The organism is Nonomuraea sp. NPDC001684 (genome assembly GCF_053596515.1).
In genome coordinates, this window is the sequence record NZ_JBSFGJ010000021.1 from 28,179 (window position 1) to 51,588 (window position 23,410).

A 23,410-nucleotide genomic window follows, 5' to 3' on the forward strand; every position below is an offset into this window, starting at 1 on the left:
CCGGTCCACACGCCGCGGCCCCCGCATGCCGGGGTTATGCGGAGCGCGCCAGGGGCTGCGGAGGGCGGGGGTGGGGTATGCGGAGCGGGTCAGCGGGCCGGGGTGTGCAGGGGAGGGGTATGCGGTGTGCCTCACGGGGCCGGGGTGTGCGGGGAGGGGGTATGCGGGGTGCGTCAGGGGCTGGGGTGTGCGGGCTTGGCGTGCCCGGGGTGGGTGGGTGTGCGGGTTGACGCGTCGCGGGAGACGTCGCGTCGGGGGATCGCCGCGTGCTCTTGGCTCGACGTCGGGGGCGCCCCTTGCGACGTAAGGAGATGCCCGCTCATGGCGGTGAGTCGAGGGTATGCCGAGGTGGCCGTGCCCTCCTGGCTCGGCGTTGGATGGGCCTGCGATGGCGTCAGGGAGGGAATGCCCGGTCGCGGCGGTGGGCTGGGCGTCGTGTCGGGGTTGCCGCGATCTCCGGGTTCGGCGTCGGGGTCGGCCTGTGTGGGGGCCGGCCTGTGTGGCGGTCAGGAGGGCCGGTCATGGGGGCGGGGCGGGTGTCTGTGAGCGGGCCCGCCTCTCGTCCGGGATCCGTCGGCGATCGCGGACGGATCCCGGACGGGTCGGCTCGTGTCGTGCCTGGGGTGGTGTCCCTGTCAGTGGCCCTGGTGGCCGTGATGGCCATCGTGTCCCTGATGGCCCCCGTGGTCGTCGTGACCTTGGTGGCCGCCGTGGCCCTGGTGGTACTGGTGGATCACGGCGTGACCCTTGCCGCGGGAGATCAGCCACTTGTTCACCGGCGTCGTCAGCAGGAACGCCACCAGCAGCGACCCGGCCAGCGCCACCCAGAACAGCCAGTTGCCCAGCCCGGCGTCCATGGCGCCCGGCACGGTCACCATCACGGTGTTGTCCAGCACCTCCATCACCGCGATCGAGATGGTGTCGGCCGCCAGCGCCACCTTCAGCGCCGACTTGAAGTCCACCCCGGCACGCAGGACGCCGCGCATGGTCAGCGCGTAACCGAACACGAAGGCCAGCGCCACCGAGATGATCACGGTGGTGAGGTTGGACAGGCCGAGCGCGGTGCCGATCACCATGCCGAGCACTTCGCCGATCGCGCATCCGGTCAGGCAGTGCAGGGTCGCCTGGGCGGCCATGGCCCACGTGGCGGCGGGCGGAGCGGCGGGCGGGGCGGCGTGCTGGTGCTCCGACGAGGAGGAGGGAGGGTGATGTCCACTATGGTCCATGGTGATACTCCTTAGGTGGGGTGACCGATTTTAGGGGTATGGGGTATGCCGGTAAAGAGGGAGGTGAGCCTCCTGTCGACGGCATGGGGGCGAAGAGGGAGGTCGGGGACCGGCTCGGCGCGGACGGCCAGCCTACTATCCTGAATAGTAGAACGGGCAGTCTGACGCCATCCGGACGCCTCGGGAATAGCCCGGCCGCCGCCCCCGTTCGGGCGGGCATGAACAGGCGGGAACACGGCGGCGCGGTGTGGCTGCGCCGGACCGTGCCCTGCCGCTCCACGGAGATCCGGCCCGGCCCCGCGCGCTGACCGCGGGGAACCCCTCCGTACCCGTGGAGCAGGTCATGTCGCTGTTCGTGCAGGCTTTCGTCACGCTGCTGGTCATCTTCGACCCGCTGGCGGCCATCCCGATCTTCCTCACCCTCACCAGGAGCCAGGACCCGGCGGGCCGCCGCCGTACGGCCAGGGTCTCCGTGCTGGTGGCGGCCGGCATCGTCGCCGTGTTCGCGGTGCTCGGCAACGGGCTGCTCGACGCGCTCGGCATCTCCTTGCAGGCGCTGCAGGTGGCCGGCGGCGTGCTGCTCGCGCTCATCGCGCTCGACCTGCTCAAGGCCGACTGCGCCCGCAACCGGGCGAACGCCGGGAGCGGAGCGGTGGCCTTCGTCCCGCTCGGCACGCCGCTGCTGGCCGGGCCGGGGGCCATCGCGGCGACGATGCTCTACATGGAGAAGGCGGCCACCGCCGCGGCCGTGACGGCGGTCGGCCTGGCGCTGGCCGCGGCGCTGCTCCTGACGTGGCTCACGCTGCGCTTCTCCTCCGTGATCGGGCGGCTGCTCAAGGACAACGGGCTCAACCTGGTCACCCGGGTGATGGGACTGCTGGCCGCGGCCATGGCGGTGCAACTGGTCGCGGCGGCCGTGCAGCACTGGACGCGCTGGGGCGTCGCCTGACCCCGTCCGGCCGCCTGGCTACTAAGGGTAGTAGTACGTCAGAGCGACAGCAGCGAGTGGCAGTGGTGGGCCAGGAACGAGCCGACCCCCGGCGCCAGCGCCACCGCCGCCGGCCCGCCGAGCAGCGCGCTGACCGCCAGCAGCCCGGTCAGCCGTTCGCGGCGGCCGAGCGGTTGCTCGGGGCCGAGCAGCCGGCGTACGCGGCTGAGCGCCGTCTCCCCGCCCGCCCCGAGCGTGAACGCGGGCGCGCGCCCGGTGGCCAGGCTGACCAGCGCCGCGGCGATCTGGGCGCGCGGGTGGCGGCGGGCCGCGACGTCGTCGGCGAGCAGCTCGACCAGCCGCGCGATCTCCGTCCTGGCCCGCTCGAACAGCGGCACCCTGGGAAACGCCCGGACCAGGGCCTCGGCCCCGGCCAGCACCAGATGATGACGGCCGCGCAGGTGCGCCCGCTCGTGCGCCAGCACGGCGGCGATCTGCTCCGGCGTCAGGGCCCGCAGCGCGCTCGTGGTGATGACCGTCTGAGCGCGCCGGCCCGGCACGCAGTACGCCAGCCGCTCGTCGTAGTCGATCACCACCACGCCCAGCTCGGCGTCGCGCCGCCCGAGCAGCCGCAACATGGCGGCGTGCCGGCGACGTTCCACGGCGGCCCGCACCAGCACCGTCACGCCGCACCAGAGCACCCTGGACAGCACCGCGCCGGCCGCCAGCATGGCCGCGAACCCCACCCGGGACACGCTGGAGCCGTCGCCGAGCATGTCGGCGCACGCCTCGAACAACCCCGCCAGCCCGTGGCCCACGATCTCGGCCGGCACGGCGAAGGCCAGCGCGGCGAGCACGGCCGAGGCCACCACGGACGCCGCTCCCGCCTGCCACAGCGCGATGGCCAGCCGCGGCGCCCGGTCGGACCACTTGGCGGCCCGCTGCCCCAGCACGGGCAGCCAGACGGCCGCCGCCACCGTGTAACAGGCCAGGACGACGGCGGCGATCATGCGGGACGGCCCCGGTGCGGGTAGACCTGAAGGGCCGCCTCCAGCGCCGCGGCCTCCTCGGGGGTGAGCCGTTCGAGGAAGTGCACGAGGGTGGCGGCCTGGTTGCCGCTGCCCGCGAGCGCGCGGCGCATCAGGTCGGCGGTGTACGCCTCCTTGGAGGCGACCGGTTCGTAGACGTAGGCGCGGCCGACGGCCTCGCGCCGGAGCATGCCCTTGGTGTGCAGCTTGTCCATCACGGTCATCACCGTGGTGTAGGCGATGGTCCGCCGCTGCTTGAGGTCTTCGAAGACGTCGCGGACCGAGGCGGGACGCCGCCTGGCCCACATCCAGTCCATGATCGTGGATTCGAGCTCGCCAAGGCCACGCATCATGCCGGTCATGCTACCCGCGGTCGTAGTCAGATCGCCTCGCCCGCGGCGATGGACCGCTTGAGCCTGATCAGGTCCTTCGGCGCGTTGACAGCGACCGCGCCGACCAGCACGCCGTCGCGGGCGAAGGCCACGGCGAAGCGGTCCTCCTCCGGGTCGCCGGCGACGACGCGCGCCTCGTCGGCCAGGTGGGGCAGGCCGGCCGTCTGGATGCGGGCGCCGTGCACGTGGGTGGCGAAGTTGGGCACGTCCGCGAACGGCTGCGCCTCGTCGGGCCCGGCCAGCAGGTTGCGGGCGGCCACCGCGCCCTGCTCGTTGGCGTTGGACCAGTGCTCGACGCGGATCAGGGCGTCGCCGTACAGGCGGTGCGGCCAGCGGGCCACGTCGCCCGCCGCGACGACGTTCACCGAGCCGGTGGCGTACAGCGTCGGCTCGCACAGCACGCCGTCGTCCACGGCCAGGCCGCTGCCGTCCAGCCATTCGGTGTTGGGCGTCACGCCCATGCCGCCCACGACCAGGTCGGCGGACAGTACGCGGCCGTCGCCGAGCCGCACCTGGCCGCCGGTCACCTCGGTGACGCGGACACCGGTGACGAGTTCGACGCCGTTGCGCTCGTGGTGCCCGGCCAGCCAGCGCGCCGCCTGCGCGCCGAGGCCCGCGTGCATGGGGTGCGGGCCGGAGTCGACCAGGGTGACCTTGCGGCCGAGCTGCCTGGCCGTGGTCGCCACCTCGCCGCCGATGAACCCGCCGCCGATGACCAGCACGTGCTCGTGGCCGGTGTCCAGCTCGGCGCGCAGGGCCAGGGCGTCCTCAAGGGTGCGCAGGGTGTGCACGCCGTCGAGCCGCCTGGGACGGGCGCCGCTCGCGACGACCAGGCCGTCGTAGCCGAGCTCGGCGCCGTCGTCGAGGACGACCGTGCGGTTGGCGGCGTCCAGGCGCACCGCCTGCCTGCCGCGCAGCCAGTCGTCGCCGAGCTCTTCGGCGCCGGGGAGCGTGACGTCCTCGTCGCCGCGCAGGACGCTCTTGGACAGCGGCGGCCGGTTGTACGGCACGTGCGCCTCGGCGCCGACCAGCGTGAGCTCGCCGTCGAAGCCCTCCCGGCGCAGGGTCTGGACGGCACGCAGCCCCGCCAGTGAGGCGCCGATCACAACGATCTTGTCAAGGGTTCTCATGCGAGGCAACGATACCGGGTGGGGGTATAGGCGAGGCAATGTGACGCGCGTCTCACATACCCCTCCGCCGTATGGCTTGCCTTTACGCAAGATCGGGCGTACGTTCTCTTCCGACATACCCGGCCGGGGTATCACGGGAGGAGCGAGGCGATGAGCACGAAGACCTACACGGTGTCCGGAATGACCTGCGGCGGCTGCGCGGGCACCGTCAAGACCGAGATCGGCAAGGTCGCCGGGGTCTCCTCGGTCGACGTCGAGCTGGCCACGGGGCAGGTGACCGTCACCTCGACCGACGCCCTCGACGACACGAAGATCAGGGACGTCGTCGAAGAGGCGGGCTACGAGCTGGTGGCCGGCTGAGCCGTCGAGACCACCGAAGCGGCGCCGGGCCGACCCCGGCGCCGCTTCGGCATGCCCGGCGCTGACCCCAGCGCCGGTTCGGCTGGTCGGTGCTGATCCCGCCGCCGGTTCGGCCTGGTCGGCGGGAGCGGCGCCGGGCCGGTTCAGGGCCGGTTCAGGGCCGGTTCATGGCTCCTGGGTCAGCGCCTGGTGCAGGCCACGGCACGCGCGGGTGAGCGCGGTCGAGCCGCGTCTGCCCGCGTGGGCGGCCACCTCCGGGATCTCGCCGCGCGCCCCGGCCCACATGGCGACGTCCGTGGCCAGCACGACGGCGTCGGTGTGCGCACGCCGGGCCCGCTCGCCCCCGCGCGGGAGGAAGACGGCCAGGAAGTGGCGCAGGATCGTCCACACCTCGGCGTGCGCGCCCTGCCGGGCGGCCAGTTCCAGTGACGGCAGGGCGAGGTCGGGCCGCACGCCGCCGCGGCGGCTCAGCATGCCCAGCGCACGGCCCGTCCCGGCGGCGGGCAGCGCGCCCTTGGCCGCCAGTTCGAGCAGCGGGGGCACCGCGTCGTCGCCCTCCGCGGCGAGCACGAAGGCCAGGACCAGGGCCGTGGCCGGACCGGACTCCCCGCCGGCCAGCGCCAGGCCGCGCAGGTCGTCGACGCCGGGCGGGACCGAGTAGTCGAGCAGGCAGAGCGCCAGATGGGCCGCCGCGAGCTCCCGGTGGTGCGGCGTCATGCGCGGCCAGAAGTCACGTGACCCGCGCCAGAAGCCTCTCCGGGAAGGCGCGGCCAGCAGGGCGTCGACGGCGGCGAGGCCGGTGGGCTCGGCGGGCGGCCAGCTCACGGCGGCGATCCCGCGCCGGTCGGGGACCTGCTCGTGGGGCGCCGAGCCGAGGCCGGGGGTCCAGGTCACCTCGACCCGCGGCGGCGGGGGCGCGCCGCGCCCGAGCCGGCGGGCCACCGCGGCGGCGGCCTCCGAGCCGATGCCCCGCGCCCGTTCGGCCAGGTCGGGGGCCGGATCGGGGGGCAGCCGCAGCAGGGCCTGCGCCAGGTCGAACGGCAGCGGTTCGCGGCCGGAGCGCGCGCACCCGGCCAGGCGGGTGAGCAGGGTCTCGGGGGCGAGGTGGCCGTCGGCGCGGGTGGGCGTGGCCAGCAGGACCGGGGGCAGGGCGCCGGCCTTCGCGGCGCGCAGCAGCTCGTCGAGGCGGGACAGCAGGAAGGCGTGGGGGCCGGCGCTTTCCTCCGGGCGGGGGAGGCGGTTCCACTCGGCGGGCGCCGGTCGGGCGCCGGGGTCGTAGAGATCGGTCTCGACGTCGTCCGTTCGCAGCAGCTGCTCCTGCACGTCGTCGGGCAGGTCGTGCAGCGGGAGCATCGTGCGCAGGCCGGGGAGCAGCCGGAAGGCCGTGGCCGCGAGGCTCACCATGCCGTCGTACAGGGCCTGCCCGACGTCGCCGGGCGTGCTCCGGTACGGCGGCCACTCCCGCGGCGGACGCGAGCCGGGCGGCCCCGGATCCTCGCCCGGGTTGACCAGCTCCCTGGCCAGCGCGGTGCACCAGTCGCGTGGCGACTCCCACACCGGCATGTCGTAGAGCACCGGCCTCAGCTCCTCGCCGAACCTCAGGGCCAGCGTCTCGCGCAGGGAGCCGGGGTTCGCGTGGGCCTCCCGCACGACCGCCGCCAGCCACGCCTCGACGGCGATCCAGCCTGCCTCCGCCGGCGGGCCGGCCTCCGGGCCGCGGACCGGGAACGGGCCGGGCACGGTGGCCTCGGGCAGCCGGCCAGGGGTGAAGTCGCCGGTCCGGCCCGCGCCGAAGCGCTCGTGGAGCCGCCGGGCCGAGGCCGGGGGCAGCAGTCCGGCCCCCTCCAGGAGCGCTGTGGGGTCGGTGACGTGACCGGCGTGCTTGAGTGTGAGGGCGACCGCGCGGTCGCGCACCTCGTGGGAGGCGTGCCCGTACGCGTTGGTCAGCGCCCTGACGTGGTCGTTCACCCGTTCCGGATGGGGGCCGAGGGCGCGGTCGAGCCAGGTCAGGCCCTTCACCGCGAGCCCGGCCTCCGGGCGGAAGGTCATCGACTCGACGGCCTCGGCGACGTCCGCCGGGTCGAGCCGGGCCGCGCGCGCCTGCCGCCAGGCCAGCTCGGCCACCGGGCCCGGCGCGGTGGCCAGCAGCCGCAGGTAGTCGCGCAGCCGTCCGGCCGACTCCGCCGGCGTGGGCGCCACCAGCGTGTGCAGCCGGACGAAGAAGCGCAGGTCACGCGCGTCGCCGCCGAGCAGGAAACGGCGCACGCAGCCCGCGATGACCTGCTCGCGCGGCAGCGCGCGGCCGGTCAGGGCCAGCCAGTGGGACGGCTCGGGGGTGAGCTGCTCGTCGGCCAGCGCCCGGCCCGCGCCGGCCGCCTCGAAGATCCGCGGAAGCAGGTGGGGCGTCAGCGGGTCGTCGGCCACGGTCGCCGCCGACAACCAGGCCGCCACCAGCGGCTCGTGGTCGGGCGGGGGAACCGGGCCGTCGCGCAGCAGCGCCAGCGCCAGCGGCACGACCCGGTCGTCGGGACGGCGGACGCGGCGCGCGAGCCGGACCGCCAGATCGGCCCGCCAGGCCGCCGGGCGGCCGGAGACCGCCCTGACCAGCCGGTGCGGGCTCGGCGCGCCGGACGTTCCCGGGTCGAGGTCGCGCTTCATCAGCCAGGTGGCCGCGCCGGCCGGGCCGGGAACGGTCGCCGCGCCCACCATCATCAGCGCCTCGGCGGGACTGGTGAGCTGGTCGAAGGCGTTCCAGCGGGCGGCCAGCAGTCGCGGGCGCAGCTCGGCGAGCAGGCCCGGCAGCTCGGCGGCGACGGCGGCCCGCTCGGCGCCGGTGAGGTCCGGCAACCGGGAGGCCAGCCGCTCGGTGTCGCGGGCGAGCACGAGGCGCCTGATCTCGGCGCGGACGTCGTCGGCGGTCATGACGTGGCTCCGGTGAGCTGGGCGTGCAGGCGGCGGCAGGCGTGGGCGAAGCGGGTCGTCCGGCGGCCGCCCGCGAACTCGGCGACGACCGGGATCTCCCCGCGCGCGCCGGTCCAGAGGGCCACGTCGGTGGCGAGGGCGACGAGCCGGGTGTGGCTCACGGTGACGCGCCGCCCCTCGCCGGGCGACATCATGGGCAGCAGGGCCCGCATGACGCGCCACACCTCGTGGTGGCCGCCGGCCTCGGCCAGCCGGGTCAGGGCCGCGATGGCGGGGGTGGTCTCCTGCCAGGTGCGGCGCAGCACCAGCGCGAGCTGACGGCCCATCTCCTCGGCGGGCAGTTCGCCCCTGGCGGCCATGCGCAGGACCAGCGGGATCATCTCGGGCACGCCGCCGGCCAGAAGGAAGGCGAGGATCAGCGCCGTGGACTCGCCCATCGGCCCCTGGGCGAGCTCCAGGCCGGTGATCTCCGCCGGAGCGCGCCAGACGCCCCAGTGGCCCTGCAGCAGGTAGGGCAGGAAGTTGACGGCCACGACCTCGCGGTGGGAGGGCAGAACGGCGGGCCACGCCCCCAGAATGTGGCCGGACTCGCTGCCCGCCCGGTCGGACGGCTCCCGCAGCACCACCTCGTCGATCAGCCGATGGCCGGTCGGGGCCGTCACCCGCAGCACGGGCCGCAGCCTGACCTCGGTGAAGTGCTCCGGGTCGCCGTCGCCGAACTCGACCATGGACGCGTCGACCATGTGCCGCCATCCATGGCCGCACTCGGGGTCGGCCATGCCGTCACCGGCGAGCCAGCGGGCGGCCGACCGCGCCGCCTCCGACTCGACCTTGGCGGCCCGCTCGGCCGCCGCCGGATGGCGGCCCCGCGGCAGCCGCAGCAGCGCCTGCGCCAGGTCGGCGGGGAGCGGTTCCACCCCGGCGGCGGCGCACGTCTCCAGCCGCCCGACCAGCACGTCGGGGTCGAGGTGGCCGCTCGTCCAGGTCGGGGTGGCCAGCAGCACCGGCGGGAGGGCGTCCTCGCGGAGGGCCGCGGCGAGCTCGGCGTAGCGGTGCAGCAGGAAGTCGTGGAGCGGGGCGACCCGACCGGTGCGGGGCAGGCGGTTGCGCCGCCGCCACTCGTCCTGCTCGGACAGCGCCTCGGGCAGGTACGAACGCCGCCGCGGCGGGACGAACACGACGGTCACCCGCGCGAGCGGCTCGTCCGGGCCCGGCGGGGGCACCGGTTCCCCCAGTCGCATCGCCGCGATCCGGGCGGGGTCCACGCCGAGCGCGGCCATCTCGTCGTAGGCGCGGTCGAGGAGGTGGTACGGCATGGCCTCCACGGAGTCGTCGTACCGGACGCCGGGCCTCTCGCGCACCGGGCGATCATCGGGTTCGTTCAGCCGGATCCGGCCACCGGCGAAGGGGATCTCCTGGTCGCCCTCGCGGACCACCGCCTTGGCGGGACCTTCGTCGCTGGTCCAGGTGATGGAGAAGGCCCGCAGTGGGGCGTCATCGTCGAGGAAGCGGCCGGGCCGGCGGCCGCCGCCCACCATGATCCGCCCGGTCGGCGGGTCCTGGCCGGGCTCCTGCGCGCGGGGGACGACGCGCACTCCCACGGAGTGGGCGGCGCGCTCCCAGAACCTCTCCGGCTGGATCGGCGGGAGCTCCGGCACGCTGCCGGGCGTGACGAGCTCCGCGGCCAGCGCCGCCCGCCATTCGCCGGGATCGAGGCACACGTCCTTGAGCCGCCGGCGGCCGTGTGCCTGCTCGACGTGGGGGGCGAGCCTGCGGCGCAGCTCCGCCCGGTCGTCGGCGACGCCGGTGACGAAGGCCGCCAGCCAGCGCTCCTCGTCGATCCAGGGCTCGTGCCCGCCGGGGAAGATCGACGGCTCGGGGAAGGGCAGCGCCTGCGCGGGCTCGGGCAGCGGCGGGAACTCCTTGGGCTCCAGCAGCTCCTCGACCGGGGTCTCCCCGCCGAACCGCCCGGCCAGCTTCGCGCCCAGGTCGGCGGGCAGGTCGCGGACGGCGTCGAGGATCGCCTCGGCGTGGCCGGTGAGCAGGCCGGCGTGTTTGAGGGTCAGCTCGACCGCGCGGTTGCGCACCTCGAAGGACGTGTGCGCGTACGCCGTGGTCAGCGCGGCGACGAAGTCGGCGGCGGTCTCCGGCCTGGCCCGGATCGCCTGGTCGAGCCAGCGCAGCCCGGTGGCGGCGAGCTTGGCCTCGGCCCGGAAGGTGAGCGCGTCGACCGCCTCGACCAGGTCGGCGTGGTCGAGCGGCATCGCGGCGCGCACCCGCGCGGCGGCCGACTCGGCGACCGTGCCCGGCGCGGACGGCAACAACCGCAGGTAATCGCGCAGGCGGGCAGCCGACTCCGCGGGCGTGGGGTCGAGCAGCGTGTGCAGCCGGACGAAGAACCGCAGGTCCTGCTGCTCGCCGCCGCGCAGGAACCGGCTCACGCAACCGTCGAGGGCCTGCTCCCTGGGGATCTTGCGGGCGACGGCGGCCAGCCAGCGGGAGGGCCGGGGCTGCAGCGACTCCTCCCGCAGGACGCGGCCGGCGCCGTCGGCGTCGAAGACCCGGGGCAGCAGCACGGGGGCCAGCGGGTCGTCGGGCACGGTCGGCTGGAACAGCCAGGCGGCCACCAGCGGGTCGTGGTCGGGCGGCACCGCGCCGGACTGGCGCAGCAGTTCCAGGGCCAGCGGCGCGATGCGGTCGGCGGGACGGCGCACCCGCCGGGCCAGCCGGACCGCGACGTCCCGGCGCCATTCCGGCGGACGGGCGGCCGCCACCCGGCACACCTGGTCGACCCTGATGGCAGGCCCCCAGCGGCGGTTGACGTCGCGGCCGGTCATCCACGTCACCGCGGCGGCCGGGCCGGTGATGAGCCCGACGCCGGCCACCAGCAGCGCCCTGGCGATGCCGGTGAGCAGCTTCTCGACCTCCCAGGAGACCATCTCCCCGAAGTCGTCGGGGTGCTCGGCGCGCACCTGCTCGGTGCGGACCTGGCGCAGCTCCTTGACCAGGCCGGGCAGCTGCCCGGCCAGCTCGGCGCGCTCCTGCTCGGTGAGCGTGACCAGCCGGTCGGCCAGGCGGCCGGACTCGTTGCGGACGACGAGGTCGCGGACCTCCGTCCAGGTGGTCATCGGGAGACCTCCACGGCGGCGCGGGCGGCGATCCGGGCGGCCAGCACGTGCTTGCACGGGCCGCGGGAGCCGCGGTGGTCCCACCACCACTCGCAGGTGCAGGAGCCGTCGGCCAGCGAGACCTGACGCGTGCCGCCCGAGGTGCGGACGGTGGCCGACTCGCCGTCGAGCCGCACGGCGCCCGCCTCGACGAGCCTGCGCGCCTTGGCCAGCCGCGGGTTGAGCACGGTCACGTTGTCCTTGTCGTAGGGCAGCTCGCGGTGGAAGTGGGCGGCCTCGGCCAGGTCGTAGCCGACCCGGCCGGCGACGCCGAGCTGCGTCAGCGCGGCCCGCACCCGGTCGGCGGGGATGCCGGCGCGGTCGGCCAGCAGGCCGATCTCGACCTCGGGCTCGAAGTTGAGCAGCATGCCGACCACGTCGGCGTCGTTCTCGGCCTCGTCGGTGGCCAGGTCGTCGAGCACCGCGCCCTCGCCGGAGAAGCCGCGCCAGCGCTCGGGCGAGAGGGTGAGCGTGTAGCGCATGCCCGGCAGCTCCAGCTCCCAGGCGCTGGAGGCGGCGTCCGACGGGCCGTACACCCGCAGGGCCTTGGCGAAGCGGAGCAACGGCAGCAGGGTGGCGAGCCGGTTGGGGCCGGCGAGCTGGACGGATCCGGCGACCGGGTGATCGGAGACCTTCAGGTCGCGCCCCACCTGGGCCACCCACACCGTGCCCTTCCTGGGCAGCCCGCGCAGGAAGCGCACCGCCGCCATGCCGGCCAGCTCGCCGCGCTGGTCCATGCCCGAGGCGATGACCTGCACCTCGGCGAACCCGCGCAGCCAGCGCTCGGGCAGCGGCACCTTCTTCTCCACCACCGCGCCGTCCGTCGTGGTCACGACCAGCTCGTCGAGGCCCACTCCCAGGTGCAGCGGGTCGCGCGCGCCGATGCGCGCCAGCGCCTCCCGCAGCGGGGCGTTCACGTCGACGTTGGTGGTGCCCCGGTCGAAGACCTCGCCGTCGAGCGCGCCCTGCAGCAGGTCGAGCCGGGCGTACACGCCGCCGCAGGCGGAGAACGACTCGAAGCGCAGGCGGTCGCCGTTGCACGTCACCACCGGGTCGCGCACCCAGCCGGGTCGCTCCTGCGGCTGGTGGTAGCGGGCCAGCGCCACGTCGGCGACGCCGAGCAGGGCCGCCGCGGCGGGGGCGGCCTGGGTCACCACGCCGCTGAAGAAGCGGGGGGCCACGGCGGGGCCGGACAGGGCACGGCCGCCGGAGGTCGCGAGCCCGAGGCGACCGTCGATGAGCGAGGAGGGCGCGGCGTACGTGTACGCCTGCGTCGCTGAAGTCATGGCCGGGACGATAGATCGCGCCACCGACAAGATCTCCGTGCCGCCTTCCGCCGATCCTGAGGCCAGATCATCTTTAATTCCGGATGGTCTACTCATTTCGGACAAGCCGGTTTATGCTCTGGGCATCCTGAAGTGGATCACCCCCCCTGGGAGGCGCCCATGAAGAAGATGACCATCCGCCGCAAGAGCACGCAGCGCCTGATGGCCGGAGCCCGCCGGCTCTGGATCGAGTGGTGCTGGTAGGTGCCGAGACGGCGGGCGCTCTCGGGTGCCCGCCCCTGCGGTTCCCGGTGCGGCCGTGAACCGCTACGACTGCCATCGCGGCCACGGGCCCTACGCCGGGGTCGCCGGATTCCTCGCCACGATCGCCGCCGACCGTCCCCGCCTGGCCGCCCGCCATCGGGTCGAGCTGTACGCGATCGCCCCATGGCTCGACCGCACGGCGCGGCCGGCCGCCGAGGAGGAGCCGATCAGGTTCCACCCCGCCCGCCGCACCGCCTGCCTGGCGTACGGCGCCGCCGAGTTCGCCGCCGCCTGGGCCGGCGCTCTCCGCCGCCCGGTCACCGTCACCTTCGACCACGTCGCGAACGCCGACGAGACCACCGCCGAGCTGCTGGACGTCCTGGTTCGGCGGACCGCCGCCACCCCGCTGCGCCTGGACCTGCGCGCCGACGGTCCCGCTGAGCCGCCGCCGCTCCCCACGGCCTCGGACGCCGTCCGCGCCGCCCTCGGCGACGGCCTGGCCCGCGGCTTCTACCACCACGCGGCCCGCGTCGCCGCCCATGGACGCGCCCTCGTCACCCCGGACGGCGACCTGCGGCAATGGTGGGCCTGCAGCACCGGCCTGGCCACCGCGCTGGCGGCGCTGGAGCGCGCCGAGGAGGCACTCGATCTCTACGACGAGGCCCGCGCCGCCACCGGCGACCCGAAGATCAACATGTCCGCCGCGTACGCCACCGCCATGTTGTACGCCCGCCACCTCCCGGCCGCCCGCCAGGACCCCGCGCAGGCCCGGCACTGGCTGGAACAGGCGCTCGACCTGGCGCAGAGCCTGGACGACCCGCGTCACCAGGTGATCTCCACCGTCTTCTACGAGCAGGGCCTGGCGTTGCTGGAGGCCAAGGCGGGCGCGCCCGACCGGGCGCTGCGGCTGGTCGACGACGGGCTGGCCAGGCTGACCGCGGTGCTCGCGCCGGGCGAGCACCCGCAGCACCTGGCCCGCCTGCGGCACAACCGCGCCCAGGTGCACCTGGCGCTCGGCGACCCGGAGCGGGCCCTGGCCGACCTGGACAGCGTGATCGCCCACGACCCGGACAACAGCGAGTACTACGTGGACCGGGCCGCCCTGCACCGGGCGGCCGGTCGCGTCCAAGCCGCGATCAAGGACTACGGCACCGCCATCAGCCTGGGGCCGCACCTGCCCGAGGCCTACTACAACCGCGCCGTGCTGTACCTGGAACGCGGCCGCGACGACCGGGCCCGCGAGGACCTGGAGCACGCGCTCGCCATCGACCCCGGCCACCTGGACGCCCGGATCGCCCTGGTCAACGCCCACCTGGAGCGCGGCGCGCTCGACGCCGCCGAACGGGACGCGCTGGCCGGCCTCGAACTGGCCCCCAAGGACCCCGCGCTGCTGTGCACGCTCGGCCTGATCCGCTCCGAGCGCGGCGAACCGGCCGAGGACCTGTTCACCCAGGCTCTGGAGGGCGACGAGACGCTGGTCGAGGCGTGGACCAATCGCGCCGCCGTCCGCTTCGAACGCGGTGAGGTGACCGCCGCCGTGGCCGACCTGGACCGGGCGGTGGCCCTGTCGCCCGCGCCCGAGCCGCGCTACAACCGGGGCACCGCGCTGGCCCGGCTCGGCCGCTGGGAGGAGGCGGCCCGCGACTTCACCGACGCGCTCGCCCAGCCCGGCCTGGACCGGGCGCTCCGCCGCGACCTGCGCGCCGAGCTTGACCGCTGCCGGCGCGCCCGCTCCGGCTGACCTCCGGCGGGGTCAGCCCGCCGATCGATCCGCGGCCGGGTTCCGCCGGCCGGTCCCGCCTGTCGATCCGCGGCCGGGCTCACCCCCGGCCGGTCCCGTCGCAGGTGGTGTCCTCAGCGGGCAGGACGCCGTCCACCAGGTACCGGTTGACGGTGGCGTTCACGCAGGCGTCGCCCGCGGCGAGGTAGGCGCCGTGGCGGTAGGCGCCGCGCAGGGTGATCATGCGTGAGCCGGTCAGCGCCCGGTGCATGGACCGCTGGCCGGGGAAGGGGGTGACGGGGTCGCCCTCGGCCCCGACGACCAGCAGCGGGACGTCGTTGCCGAGCGCGGTGGGCGCCTCCACCGGCGCGACCGGCCAGAAGGAGCAGGGGCCGAGGTTGCGGGTCATCGGCCCGAACAGCGGCTCGTCCGCGCGGTGGGCCTGGATGTCGCGGTAGTAGGACTCCAGGTCGCGGGAGGCGGCCCGGTCGGCGCAGAGGATCGGGGTGCCCGCCCGGTCCTCGGCCGATCCCGACCCGGTGAACAGGCCGTCGAGCGTCTCCTTCAACGACGCCGGGACGGTGACCGCGTCGCCGCGGGCGGCGCGGGCCAGCGTCCGCACCTCCGCGGCGAAGCTCGCGTACGCCTTGGCGCTGTCGTCGTAGAGGCGGATGAACAGCAGGTAGGGGACGTGGTGGGCGTCGATCCGGTACCCGCCGACGCGCAGCGGACGACGGGCAGCGGCCCGGTTCACCCGCTCCACGGTGGCCAGGACGTCGGCCTCGGTGGCGCCCAGGCCGTACTCGGAGTCGCGGGCGGCGGCCCAGGAGGCCCAGTGCCTCAGCGCGGCGTCGATCGCCGGGCCGGTCGCGGACAGCAGGTCGGGGCCGTAGACGTCCGGGTCCACCGCGCTGTCCAGGACGAACCGGTCGGCGCGGCCGCCGAACAGCTGCGCGTAGACGGCGCCCAGGTAGGTGCCGTAGGAGTAGCCGAGGTAGGACAGTCTGGGCTCGCCGAGCGCGGCGCGGATGACGTCCATGTCGCGGGCGGTGTTACGGGTGGAGGCGTGCGGCAGCAGGTCACGGTTGCCCCGGACGCATCCGGCGGCCAGCTCCTGCATGAGCATGGCGCTCTCGTCGAACGTGCGACGGGTCGGGCCGGCCGACCGGGTGGGGGTGTCGGTCGTCCACCGGCAGCGGATCGGCGTGCTGCGGCCGACGAAGCGCGGATCCATCCCGATCAGGTCGTAACGGGCCGCGACGGCGGGCATGAGCCTGCCGAGCAGCGGCTGTCGCAGCCCGCTCCCGCCCGGACCGCCGGGATTGATCAGCAGGACGCCCCGGCGCGCGCCGGGATCGGCCGCCTTGATCCGTGAGATCGCCACCGACACGGTCCGCCCCCGGGGCCTGCGGTAGTCCAGCGGAACGGTCACCTCGGCGCACTGGGCGCCCGCCGCGTCCAGAGCCGCGCCGGCGTCGTCGGCCGGACCGGTCGCGCAGCGGTGCCAGGCGAGCGCCTGGCGGTGGAACCCCGCCAGGGCGTCGGTTCCGTTGTCACGCCTGACGTCCGCCGACGCCTGGCCGGTGACCGCCATCCCCGCCATCAGGGTCGCGCTCGCGGCGACGGCTGTGACGATCTTTCGTGCACGCACAGAAAGCCCCCTTTTCTGATGATGTCGGCACCGACGCTAGGGGGCGTGCGATCGACCTTGATCAGCCGTACGGCCGACCGGGATCGGCCGTACGGCCATTCCGACGTTCTGATCCGGACGGCCTGACCCGCACGCGGACATGAGCGGCCGGGGCTGGTTCAGTGGCCGTCGCAGCAGGCGGTGCGGGCTTCGGCGAGGTGGGCGGGGTCGTTCCACCAGTGGCCCGCCGTGCTCGGATGGGCGGGGACGCGGGCCTTGACCCGCCCGGCGGGCGCGGCCGCCCCCTGGTCGGTGGCGGCGGTGGTGGTGGCGGACGGGTATGGAGCGAGAAGCTGCTCGACGGTGTGGTGCCTGCCGCCGACGACGACGGCGGTGACGTTGGCCGCGTCCTCGATGCGGGACAGCGGGTCGCCGTCGACGATGGCCAGGTCGGCGTACATGCCCGTGGCGATCCGGCCCAGCGGGAGGCCCAGGTAGGCCCCGGACGTGCTGGTCGCGGCGGTGAGCGTCTCGCGCGGGGTCAGGCCGTACCGGACCATGGCCCGCAGGTTCATGTGCAGGCTGAGCCCGAGGTGGTCGATCGGCGCGTCGGTGCCGGCGGTGACCACGCCGCCGCCGCGGATCATCGCCGTGAGCTGCGCGACCTGGTTGGCGAGGTTCGTCCGGACCACCTGGACCGCCGCCGGGTCGGCGGTCTGCGCCGCGGTGACCGTCGCCCGGAGCGCGGCCGTCCGCCAGTTCGGGTAGAGCCGGCGCACCCGTTCGTCGGTGACCAGCGAGGTGTCCTCCCGGTACAGGGTCGAGGAGGTGAACAGGGTGGGGGTTCTGGCCATCTTCGAGGCGTTGAACATGGAGATGACGTCGGAGTAGGCCGAGCCGACGTTCGTGACGGTGCGCGAGTAGCCGAACCGGTTGGTGGCGCCGACGTGCTCGGTCTGGTCGCCGCCCATGGCGATCGCCGGGTAGTGGTAGTGGGAGCTGACCGGCTTGCCCTGGCGGTGGGCCCAGTCGATGACCTCCCGGTGCCAGACGACCGGCAGCCGCACGTAACACTTCAGCAGGTCGTAGTCGAGGGCGGCGGCCCGCCGCAGTTCGAGCCGCAGCTGCTCGTGCGAGTACGTCGGGCGCATGAAGTTGTAGTAGACGCGCGCCCCGTCGATGGCCTCGCCGGTGCCCAGGTAGCGCGGCGCGAGCCGGGCGCCCGACTGCACCGACTCGCGTTCCTCCACCATGTGGTACGCGGGCGAGCCCGGCGAGCGGGTGGTGGTGACGCCCAGCGCCAGCCACAGCGGCCCCTGCCGCGACCCGTAGGCGTAGCCCTGCATCTCGCGGTGGTGGTGGATGTCGATCAGACCGGGCATGACGAACCTGTCGCGGGCGTCGATCAGGTCGTCCGGCCGCCCGTCCCGGTGCGGCTCGATCGCGGCGATGCGCTGGCCCCGTACGACGATGTCGACGTCACGGACGACGCGGCCGGAGACGCCGTCCCACATGCGGCCCGCGTGAATGACGACCTGGTCGGGGCCGGGGTCGTTGCGCCAGGTCAGCCGCACAGGGACCGGCCGGGCGGGCCTCCCGTCGAGGCTCGCCCGCTTGAGACGTCCCTCGTTCAGGTAGAGGAGGGTGGCCGAGTCGCCGGCCCAGACGGGGGCGTCGGAGACCTCACGGGTGACCTGACGGGCCGTGCCGGTGGGCCGGCCGGTCCGGTCGACGGGCAGCACCCACAGGACCGACTCCATGGCGAAGGCGAGCATCGTGCCGTCGGGCGACCAGACGGGGCCGTCGTCGCCGCGGGTCTGCAGGGACCGGTGGGGCGCGGGGTCGACGTACGTGCCGGCGCCGGTGGCCCGGTCCACGAGCAGGATCTTGGACAGCCCCTCCCGGTAGCGCCGCGAGTACGGCACCACCGCGGCCATCGCCAGCGTCCTGCCGTCGGGGGACCAGGTCGGGCGGCCCGGCTCGAAGGTCGCGTCGTAGATCTTCTGGCGGTCGCCGGTGGAGACCTCCACGACCCACAGGGCGCCGTCCTGGTCCAGGTAGGCGATCTCGCTGCCGTCCGGCGACCAGCGGACCGACAGGGCGGCGGAGTCGGTCAGCCGGGTCACCTGCCGGTCGGCGCCGGTGTCCAGCTCGCGGACCCAGACGTTGAGCGTGCCGGTGCGGTCGGTGACGAATGCCAGCCGCCGCCCGTCGGGGGAGAAATCCGGGTCGGCTTTCCACCAGCGGTCCCGGAAAAGCGGTTCCGGGGTGCCGCCGGCGCGCATGAGATAGATGTCGTTGAGCGCGCGGAAGGCGATGAGGGAGCCGTCCGGCGAAACGGCCGGGCTGCCGATTCCGACGACCGGGAACGATCCCGGCCGGTCGAATACCCGGACCTTTTTCCGGTACTTCGGAGTGGTCGTCGTCAGCGCGGCGCTGAAGCCGACCGTGCCGGCGGTGGGGGAGCCGAGGCGGCGGACCTTGATGGTGCCGGCGGAGGTGTAGTAATAGCGTCCGTCCGGGGCGAACCGGGCGCGGAACGGGAACACCTCCTCGCCGGTGACGAGCGCGCCCGCGGTGCCGGCCAGGTCGTTGGCGCCCGAGTGGAAGTGGTGGTAGGCGAGGTCGGCGCCGTTCGGCAGCCAGGACGGCTGGTGGACGACCTGCCCGGCGGGCACCGTGACCGCGGTGGCGCGCGTGCCGGTGGCGACCTCGACGACGTCGATCCTGGTGTCGGCGACGACGAAGGCGATCTTGCTTCCGTCGGGCGACCAGGCCGGCTCGTACTCCTCGGCGGAGCCGTCGGTCAGGACGCGGCTCGCTCCGGTGGCGACGTCGAGCAGGTGGATGCCGTAGCTGCCGCCCGCGTCGGAGGAGTAGGCGATGGTGCGGCCGTCGGGGCTGTAGCGGGGCTCGCGGTGGTCGTACGGGCCGGTGGTCAGCTTCCTGATCGCGGATCCGTCGGGCCGGATCGTCCACAGGTCGAAGACGCCGTCGCGGTACGACTGGAACACGATCGTCTCGCCGTCGGGAGACCAGTCGGGCTGGGCGATGTCGTACAGGTCGCTGGTGAGCCTGCGGGCGGCGCCGCCGGAGGCCGAGCAGACCCACAGGACGCCGAGCAGGTCGAGGGCGAGCAGGCGGCCGTCGGGCGAGGGCGCGACGGCGAAGTCGGTGCCGGAGGTGACGGCCGTCCGGCCGTCGTCCCGCGCCACGCGGGCCCGCGCCGGTGCGGCCGGGGCCAGCGCGGCGGCGAGCGCGGCGCCGCCACCGGCCAGGACGGCCCGCCGGGACGGCCCTGACATCGATCCGGACGTGGCGGCGGAGACGTCGGAGGGAACCGGTGCGTGAGACATCGCGAATTTCCATTCCACTGTTCAGATGGTCGGCGAAAGGCTGAACACGACGACGCGCGATTCATGGTCCCAGACGAATTGCCTAATCGCCTCGGAGTTCATCTGATCGGCCAAAGTTGCGTGGCTGGAAAATGCCTTCAGGAAAGTAGATATGTCGGTCAAAAGAATAAGTCAAGAGGGACGGGCGGGACGGGATCGCCGGCAGAAGTGGGGCCAGCCCCACCCACCCGTACGGCCAACCCCATGTTCCGGCCCGGCGGGTGCTTCCTAAGCTCGCTGCCACAACGACACGGAGGAGACAGATCATGACGAACACCGGCGACCTCCCGACCGCGACGACGGCCCTCGGCGACGCCCGTGCCCAGGAGGCCCTCGCCACGGTGAAGAAGTGCGTCACGCTCTTCGGGGCCGTCGGTGTCATCGTCCTCGGCGTGGTCGCGGTGATGGCGTTCACCGGCGGCGAGGCGTCCGGTTTCATGTGGGTCCGGGGGGTCGTGCTGGTCGCGATGGCTGCGCTGATGCACCGGATGACCGTCCGCGCCGCGGAGGGGTCGTACAAGGCGTTCGACCGGGTGCGCACCCTGTCCACCGTCATGCCGATCGCGATCATCGGCGTGGACCTGATCCCCGGCCTCTGCCCCGCCTGGTACGCCGTGCTCCAGGGCCTGTCGGCGCTGGCCCTGGCCGGCGTCGCCGTCGTCACCCGCGGCGCCGCGCTGCGCGCCGCCTTCGCCGGCGGGAAGTGAGGGCCGGGCCCCGCGGGTCAGGCGGGCGGCTGGAGCATGGGCACCAGGAAGCGCCTGGCCACCTCGGCGAGTTGCCCGTCGTCGTCGAGATCGATGACGGCGCTGGGGATCGCCAGGAAGGAGGTGGAGATGCGCACCATCATCTCCGCCACGAGGTCGGCGTCGAGGCCGTCGGACACGTTGCCCGCCCGTTGCTCCCGGCGGAGCTGGCCGGCGACGAACTGCCGCACCGTGGCGAGGGTCTGGCCGCCGTCGGTCATCAGGGACGGCACCAGCAGATCGGGCTCGGTGGCGATGAGGCCGCCGATCAGCGGGTTGCCGCGGATGGCCCGCAACGAGCTGACGAAGCCGAGGACCACCCGGTCGGCCGGCGTGTGCGCCTGCTCGATGTCGATGAGGAACCGGTCGAAGTAGCGGCGGAACTCCCGGCGCACCACGTGCTCGACCAGCGTGTCCTTGGTGTCGAAGCGCCGGTAGACGGTGATCCGTGACACCTTGGCCAGGCGTGCGACGTCCTCCATGGTGGAGCGCCTGATGCCCATCCGGCAGAACTGCTCGTAGGCCGCGTCGAGGATGCGCGTCCGCAGCTCGTCGGGGTCGCCGACGCGTTCGACGGCGTCGACGAAGGCGCGCTCCAGCAACGACTCCGAGCCCGACGGCGCCATGAAGCCGGACAGCACGGATTCCACGATCACCTCCTGCATCGATTCTGCCTCAGGGGCGGGTCTTGTGATGTCCATCACAACGTGCTCTCATGATGATACACAGACTCATGGTTTGTTTCTCAGTGTCACCCACTTCTCGGCCCCGGGCGAGAAGGAGGAAGCGGCGTGGGAGAACTCAGCAGGCGTGATTCCGGCGACGGCGCCGACACGCGCTCCCTGTTCGGTGGATCTCCGGCGAACCGATCGAGACTGCCCTGAGCGGGACCCCCCATCTCGAAGGAGTGCAGAGCATGGCAGAGCTGAGCAGGCGCGAGATACTGATCTCGGGCACCGCCCTGGGAGCCCTCGGCGCGCTGGGGATCACCTCCCCGGCCCAGGCCAAGGCCCTCGCCGACGGCTGGGAGTGGCCGGCCGCCGGCTCGGTCGCGGGCTCCGGCACCGGCGCCGACCCTCGCTGGGTGTGGGACGACGTCGCCGACCCGCTCCTCGCCTCGCTGTTCGACCGCGGGGTCATCCCCGAGGTCAACCGGCTGCTCCTCGACTGGAACCGCAACGACCAGCCGCTGCCCGCCGGGCTGCCGGCCGACCTGCGGGCCTTCATCGAGCAGGCGCGTCAGCTCCCGTCCTGGGCCGACCAGGGCAAGCTGGAGGCCGCGTCGCGGTTCCACGCGCTCAAGGGCAACTACATCGTCGTGCTCACCATCGTCGGGGCCGGCATGCTGGCCACCGCCATCCCCAAGGAGGCCCGCGCGGTCTACTACTCCGCGGGCGGCGCCGACCTGAAGGACCGGGTCGCCAAGACGAACGTCCTGGCGTACGCCGTCAGGCCCCAGAACGCCTGGGGGCCCGGCGGGACGGCCGTGGTCGAGGCCGTCAAGACCCGGCTGGTGCACGCGGCCGTGCGGCACCTGCTCAAGTCGTCCCCCCACTGGCCGGGGCCCATCCCGATCAGCCAGGAGGACATGCTGGTCACGTGGCACACCCTGGCGACCTACTCCATGCGCGGGATGCGCGAGTGGAAGGTGCGCATCTCCGCCGCCGAGTCCGCGGCGTACCTGCACTCGTTGCAGCTGCTGGCGCACATGCTCGGCATCAGGGACGAGTTCATCCCCGCCACCTGGGACACCTCCTACGCCCAGTCGGACATCGTCCTGCCCAGGAACATGGGGCCGACGCCGGAGGGCGTGGAGCTGAACGACATCCTGCGCGACATGCTCGCGGAGCTGACCAGCCCGGGCAGCATCGACAAGCCGCTGGTCAACGCGTTCTCCAGGTACCTCACCGGCAACCAGGCGGCCGACTGGAACGGCATCCCGCGCGAGCCGCTGTGGGACCCGGTCGTCAAGACCGCCTGGCCGCTGCTGGTGGCGTTCAGGGAAGGGGTGATCGGGCTGCCGCTGGTGCCGGCCGCGGCCTGGCTGCTCGACGAGATGATCAAGAAGTGGACCACGTTCTACCTGACCAAGGGCGCGCAGACCAAGATCGTGATCCCGACCGGCAACCGCCCCGGCTGACCCCGGCGGCTCCGCCCCGGGAACGCGTACCGGACGCGGGCGACACCCGTGGGGCAGGCGCAACCTGCCCCACGGGCGCGCTGCGGGCCTTCGATAATCGGGTCGACACGCGGGCTCGCGGTGCACTGTGATGGTCCGGCCGTCCGCCGCAGGGAGCCGGCCCGTCACTGGAGTCGTCCTTGGCAGTCCCGGGAACCGCGCCCGTCCGCCCCACGATCGACGCCGCCCTGGTCAGGAGGCTGGTCGACACGCAGTTCCCGCAGTGGGCCGCGTTGCCGCTGCGGCTGCTCGACCCGGCGGGCTCCGACCACGTGATCTACCGGCTGGGCGACGAACTGTCCGTCCGGCTGCCCCGCCACGCCGACGCCGTCGGGCAGGCCGACAAGGAACACGAGTGGCTGCCCAGGCTCGCGCCATGGCTGCCGCTGGCCGTACCGGTGCCGGTGGAAGTGGGCGAGCCCGGCTTCGGCTACCCGTGGCGGTGGGCGGTGTCCCGCTGGCTGGCGGGCGAGGTGGCCACCGTCGAGGCGCTGGCCGGCTCGACCGTGGCCGCCGAGGGGCTGGCGGAGTTCCTGGTCGCGCTGCAGCGGTTCGCGCCCGAGTCCGTCCCGTCCCTGAAGAGCCGTCCCGACCTCGCCCAGCAGCCGCTGGCGGGCCGGGATCGCGCGACGCGGGCCGCCATCGCGGCGCTCGGCGGCGTGTTCGACCGCGCCGCCATGACCGGGCTGTGGGACGCGGCCATGAGCGCCCCCGGCTGGGACCGCGCGCCGGTCTGGTTCCACGGCGACTTCCACACCGGCAACGTGCTGACCGTCGGCGGCCGCGTCAGCGCGGTCATCGACTTCGGCGGGCTCGGCATCGGCGACCCGGCCGCCGACCTGATGATCGCCTTCACCCTGATGTCGGCCGGCAGCCGGGCCGCCTTCCGCGCCGCGCTCGGCGTGGACGAGGCCACCTGGACCCGGGGCCGCGGCTGGGCCCTGGCCACCGGCCTGAACGCGTACACCGCCTACGCCGCCGTCAGCCCGAGGGTCGCCGCGCAGACCACCCGGCAGATCACCCAGGCCCTCGCCGGCTAGCCCGGTTCGCCGGAAATA

At 74.2% G+C, this 23,410-nt stretch carries 16 protein-coding genes; 6 read left to right on the forward strand and 10 right to left on the reverse strand.

Annotation, left to right across the window (positions count from 1 at the left end):
* Positions 1 to 635 precede the first annotated feature (635 nt).
* Positions 636 to 1,226, reverse strand: a complete 591-nt coding sequence (locus ACWCSD_RS07105) for a DUF4396 domain-containing protein (protein WP_449913498.1) — start codon at positions 1,224 to 1,226, stop codon at positions 636 to 638.
* A 343-nt stretch (positions 1,227 to 1,569) separates the two neighbouring features.
* Between ACWCSD_RS07105 and ACWCSD_RS07110 the strand changes: the two genes are divergently transcribed.
* Positions 1,570 to 2,175 (forward strand): MarC family protein, encoded by a 606-nt coding sequence (locus tag ACWCSD_RS07110; protein ID WP_397161890.1) that lies wholly within the window; start codon positions 1,570 to 1,572, stop codon positions 2,173 to 2,175.
* 38 nt (positions 2,176 to 2,213) lie between these two features.
* On the opposite strand, the gene ACWCSD_RS07115 is transcribed toward ACWCSD_RS07110, so the two are convergent.
* Genes ACWCSD_RS07115 through ACWCSD_RS07125 form a run of 3 tightly spaced genes read right to left on the reverse strand, consistent with a single transcriptional unit; the run spans position 2,214 to position 4,704 of the window.
* The gene (locus tag ACWCSD_RS07115) at positions 2,214 to 3,164 is read right to left on the reverse strand and encodes a M56 family metallopeptidase (RefSeq protein WP_449913500.1); all 951 of its coding nucleotides are present in this window, start codon (positions 3,162 to 3,164) and stop codon (positions 2,214 to 2,216) included.
* Positions 3,161 to 3,535, reverse strand: coding sequence for a BlaI/MecI/CopY family transcriptional regulator (locus ACWCSD_RS07120; protein WP_357972372.1), 375 nt, complete (start codon positions 3,533 to 3,535; stop codon positions 3,161 to 3,163). Before ACWCSD_RS07120 ends, ACWCSD_RS07115 begins: the two co-directional genes overlap by 4 nt.
* Before the next feature lie 26 nt (positions 3,536 to 3,561).
* Positions 3,562 to 4,704 (reverse strand): NAD(P)/FAD-dependent oxidoreductase, encoded by a 1,143-nt coding sequence (locus ACWCSD_RS07125; protein ID WP_449913502.1) that lies wholly within the window; start codon positions 4,702 to 4,704, stop codon positions 3,562 to 3,564.
* 150 nt (positions 4,705 to 4,854) lie between these two features.
* Here ACWCSD_RS07125 and ACWCSD_RS07130 point away from each other — a divergent pair, with 150 nt between their 5' ends.
* A complete protein-coding gene (locus tag ACWCSD_RS07130; RefSeq protein ID WP_358301112.1) occupies positions 4,855 to 5,064 on the forward strand; it encodes a heavy-metal-associated domain-containing protein in 210 nt (69 codons plus the stop codon).
* A gap of 165 nt (positions 5,065 to 5,229) precedes the next feature.
* Here the strand turns inward: ACWCSD_RS07130 and ACWCSD_RS07135 are convergent, their stop codons facing one another.
* From ACWCSD_RS07135 to ACWCSD_RS07145, 3 genes are read right to left on the reverse strand one after another with little or no spacing between them, the layout of a single operon-like run.
* Complete coding sequence (locus tag ACWCSD_RS07135; protein WP_449913503.1) at positions 5,230 to 7,986, reverse strand: hypothetical protein; 2,757 nt, start codon at positions 7,984 to 7,986, stop codon at positions 5,230 to 5,232.
* Positions 7,983 to 11,114 (reverse strand): hypothetical protein, encoded by a 3,132-nt coding sequence (locus ACWCSD_RS07140; RefSeq protein WP_449913504.1) that lies wholly within the window; start codon positions 11,112 to 11,114, stop codon positions 7,983 to 7,985. The genes ACWCSD_RS07135 and ACWCSD_RS07140 overlap by 4 nt, the downstream gene beginning before the upstream one ends.
* Entirely contained in the window at positions 11,111 to 12,439 is a 1,329-nt protein-coding gene (locus ACWCSD_RS07145) for an SWIM zinc finger family protein (RefSeq protein WP_397161885.1), read from the reverse strand. The genes ACWCSD_RS07140 and ACWCSD_RS07145 overlap by 4 nt, the downstream gene beginning before the upstream one ends.
* A gap of 298 nt (positions 12,440 to 12,737) precedes the next feature.
* Here ACWCSD_RS07145 and ACWCSD_RS07150 point away from each other — a divergent pair, with 298 nt between their 5' ends.
* A complete protein-coding gene (locus ACWCSD_RS07150; protein ID WP_449913506.1) occupies positions 12,738 to 14,423 on the forward strand; it encodes a tetratricopeptide repeat protein in 1,686 nt (561 codons plus the stop codon).
* A gap of 79 nt (positions 14,424 to 14,502) precedes the next feature.
* Here ACWCSD_RS07150 and ACWCSD_RS07155 read toward each other — a convergent pair whose 3' ends face one another.
* Both ACWCSD_RS07155 and ACWCSD_RS07160 read right to left on the reverse strand, forming a co-directional pair.
* Complete coding sequence (locus ACWCSD_RS07155) at positions 14,503 to 16,053, reverse strand: alpha/beta hydrolase (RefSeq protein WP_449913507.1); 1,551 nt, start codon at positions 16,051 to 16,053, stop codon at positions 14,503 to 14,505.
* 158 nt (positions 16,054 to 16,211) lie between these two features.
* Entirely contained in the window at positions 16,212 to 19,388 is a 3,177-nt protein-coding gene (locus tag ACWCSD_RS07160) for an amidohydrolase family protein (protein WP_449913509.1), read from the reverse strand.
* Positions 19,389 to 19,693: 305 nt separating this feature from the next.
* On the opposite strand from ACWCSD_RS07160, the gene ACWCSD_RS07165 reads away from it, so the two are divergent.
* Positions 19,694 to 20,134, forward strand: a complete 441-nt coding sequence (locus ACWCSD_RS07165) for a hypothetical protein (protein WP_449913510.1) — start codon at positions 19,694 to 19,696, stop codon at positions 20,132 to 20,134.
* Between the two features lie 17 nt (positions 20,135 to 20,151).
* Here the strand turns inward: ACWCSD_RS07165 and ACWCSD_RS07170 are convergent, their stop codons facing one another.
* Positions 20,152 to 20,838 carry a TetR/AcrR family transcriptional regulator gene (locus ACWCSD_RS07170; RefSeq protein ID WP_397161880.1) on the reverse strand — a complete coding sequence of 229 codons (687 nt, stop codon included), beginning with the start codon at positions 20,836 to 20,838 and terminating at the stop codon, positions 20,152 to 20,154.
* A 251-nt stretch (positions 20,839 to 21,089) separates the two neighbouring features.
* Between ACWCSD_RS07170 and ACWCSD_RS07175 the strand changes: the two genes are divergently transcribed.
* Both ACWCSD_RS07175 and ACWCSD_RS07180 read left to right on the forward strand, forming a co-directional pair.
* Positions 21,090 to 22,313 (forward strand): oxygenase MpaB family protein, encoded by a 1,224-nt coding sequence (locus tag ACWCSD_RS07175; RefSeq protein ID WP_397161879.1) that lies wholly within the window; start codon positions 21,090 to 21,092, stop codon positions 22,311 to 22,313.
* A 179-nt stretch (positions 22,314 to 22,492) separates the two neighbouring features.
* A complete protein-coding gene (locus ACWCSD_RS07180) occupies positions 22,493 to 23,392 on the forward strand; it encodes an aminoglycoside phosphotransferase family protein (RefSeq protein ID WP_449913512.1) in 900 nt (299 codons plus the stop codon).
* The last annotated feature ends 18 nt before the right edge of the window (positions 23,393 to 23,410 follow it).